Here is a 2,924-nt window from a genome sequence, read left to right on the forward strand (position 1 = left end):
GAGACACACCCGGTGCTGGCGCTGCCCACGGACGCGCCACGCCAGGCGCACGCATCGTATCGGGCGGCCCGTCACGGCGTGACACTGCCGGTGGAACTGGCCCAGGCGGTACGCGAGCGCGCGCAGCGCAGTTCGACGACGCCGTTCATGGTGCTGCTGGCCGCGTTCCAGGCGCTGCTGCATCGCTATACCGGCGAGGGCGACATCCGCGTGGGTGTGCCAGTGGCGAACCGCAACCGCGTCGAAACCGAGCCGCTGATCGGCTTCTTCGTCAACACTCAGGTGCTGCGCAGCCGGATCGATGGCTCGACCACCCTGGAAGCACTGCTGTCCCAGGTGCGTAACGCAGCCGAGGACGCCCAGGCCCACCAGGATCTACCCTTCGACGTACTGGTAGACGCGTTGCGCCCCGAGCGCAGTCTGAGCCACAGCCCGCTGTTTCAGGTGATGTTCAATCACCAGCGACGCGATTGGCGGGTACTGAAGCAGTTACCGGATCTGTCGATCGAACCGTACCGCCTGCCGGGCACGATGGCGCAATTCGAACTGATGCTCGATACGCGCGATGAAGAGGACGGCAGCCTGACGCTCGAATTCACCTACGCGCAAGAGCTATTTCACGAGTCGACGGTGCAGCGGATGGCGCGCCACTATCAGCGGCTGCTCGAAGCGTTGTCGCAGCGTGCCGATGGACTGCACGAAGCAGTCGACGCAGTGGTGCTCGCCGACGACGCGGAGCGCGCGACACTCGTGGGCTGGAGCCGGAATCCGGCGCGCTATGTCGGATACGAGCCGGTGTTCCGCGCTTTCGAGCATCACGCGACGGCGCATCCCGACGATGACGCGCTGCTGTTCGGCTCGCAGGTGCTGAGCTACGGCGAACTGAACGCGCGAGCCAATCAGCTTGCGCGTTGGTTGCGCGCGCAAGGTGTGGGCGTCGAATCGCGCGTCGGCGTGGCCGCGCAGCGTTCGCTCGAGATGGTGATTGCGCTCTACGCCATCATGAAGGCGGGCGCAGCGTATGTGCCGCTCGATCCGTCGTATCCGGCGGAGCGTCTCGCCTACATGATCGGCGACAGCGGCATCGACTTGTTGTTGAGCCAGCACGGCGTCGCCTTGCCCGAGATGAATGACGTGCGTTGCGCCGACCTGGCGTCGATCGACACGACATCCTATGCGAGTACCAATCTCGACGACGTGCCGCTGCATGGCGCTAATCTCGCCTACGTGATTTACACGTCCGGCTCGACCGGCCGTCCTAAAGGCGTGGGCAATCGTCATGACGCGTTGTGGAATCGTCTCGTCTGGATGCAGCGAGCGTACGGCCTGACGGGTGGAGAAACGGTGTTGCAAAAAACGCCGTTCGGTTTCGACGTCTCCGTATGGGAATTTTTCTGGCCCTTGATGGTAGGTGCGCGTCTGGCGATTGCCGCTCCCGACGCCCACCGCGACCCCGAGCGGCTGGCGGCGGCGATCCGCGACTACCGGGTGAGCACGCTACATTTCGTACCGTCGATGCTGCAGGCGTTCATCGCGAGCGGACAGGCGGCGCGCTGCGGCGATGCGCTGAAGAGGATCGTCTGCAGTGGCGAAGCGTTGCCGGCGGACCTGCAACTGAAGGTGGCCGAAGCATTGCCGGAAGTGGCCTTGCACAATCTCTACGGTCCGACCGAAGCGGCCATCGACGTGACCGCCTGGACCTGTGTCGCGGAGGCAGGACGTCCGGTGCCGATCGGCCGGCCGATTGCCGCGACCCAGACCTGGGTGCTGGACGCCCGGATGGAGCCGGTGCCGCAGGGTGTGCCCGGCGAGCTGTACCTCGGCGGCGCCGGGCTCGCGCGCGGTTACCTGGGCCGGCCGGGCTTGACGGCCGAACGCTTCGTACCGTGTCCCTTCGGCGCGGTTGGCGCCGCCGAAGGCGCGCGTCTGTACCGGACCGGCGATCTGGTGCGCTGGCGTGCCGATGGTGCGCTCGACTATCTGGGCCGGCTCGATCATCAGGTGAAAATCCGCGGCTTCCGCATCGAACTGGGCGAGATCGAGGCGGCCCTGACTGCTCAGAGCGGTGTGCGCGAAGCGGTGGTGGTAGCGCACGACGGCCGGCTGATTGCCTATGCGGTGGGCGAATCGCTTGACGCGGCAGCGCTGCGCATGCGGCTTGCGCAGACCCTGCCGGACTACATGGTGCCGTGGCGCATCGTGCCGCTTGAGGCGATGCCGCTGAACGCGAACGGCAAGGTGGACCGGCGCGCATTGCCGCAACCATCGGCGGAAACCGCGAGCGAAGTACCGTGGGAAGCGCCGCGCGAGGGCGCCGAGACGCAACTCGCTTCGATCTGGGCCGCGTTGTTAGGGACTGCGCGCATCGGCCGTCATGATGACTTCTTCGCGCTGGGCGGCCACTCGTTGCTCGCCGTGCGTCTGAACGCGCGCATCGCGCTTGAACTGAACGCCAGCCTGCCGCTCGCCGCGCTGTTCGAAGCGGCGACGCTGCATGAACAGGCCGCGGCAATCGAGCGCGCCCGCGACGGCGAGGGCAACGACGAGGCACTGCGCTGCCTGGACCTCTTTATCGATACCCTTTGAGCTGATTCATGGAAAAAGATACCGCGCGACGCATCGCCGAGCGCTTCATCGGATTGACGCCGGAGAAGCGCCGCCTGTTCTGGCAGAAGATGAACGAGCAGGGCATGACGCCGGCGCAGTTGCCGATTCTGGCGCGTGAGCGAGAGGCGCAGCAAGCGTTGCCGGTCTCGTACGCGCAGCAGCGGCAGTGGTTCATGTGGCAGCTTGCACCGGAAAGCAGTGCTTATCACGTGGCGGGTGGTTTGTGGCTGACGGGTCAGGTAGATGCGAAGGCGCTGCGTGCGAGTCTGGAAGCGATAATGGCGCGGCATGAGGTGCTGCGCACGCGTTTCGTTGCG

2 protein-coding genes are annotated in these 2,924 nt (G+C 65.9%); both read left to right on the forward strand.

Features of this window, described 5'->3' with window-relative positions:
* On the forward strand, nt 1-2,586 hold a 2,586-nt coding region (locus P3T42_RS36785; protein ID WP_429308790.1), incomplete at its 5' end, for an amino acid adenylation domain-containing protein.
* A gap of 8 nt (nt 2,587-2,594) precedes the next feature.
* A partial coding sequence (locus P3T42_RS36790) for a condensation domain-containing protein (protein WP_429308791.1) occupies nt 2,595-2,924 on the forward strand: 330 nt, incomplete at its 3' end.

Origin of the sequence: Paraburkholderia sp. GAS38, from assembly GCF_050434965.1 — a bacterium.
In the GTDB taxonomy this organism is placed as follows: domain Bacteria; phylum Pseudomonadota; class Gammaproteobacteria; order Burkholderiales; family Burkholderiaceae; genus Paraburkholderia; species Paraburkholderia phenazinium_A.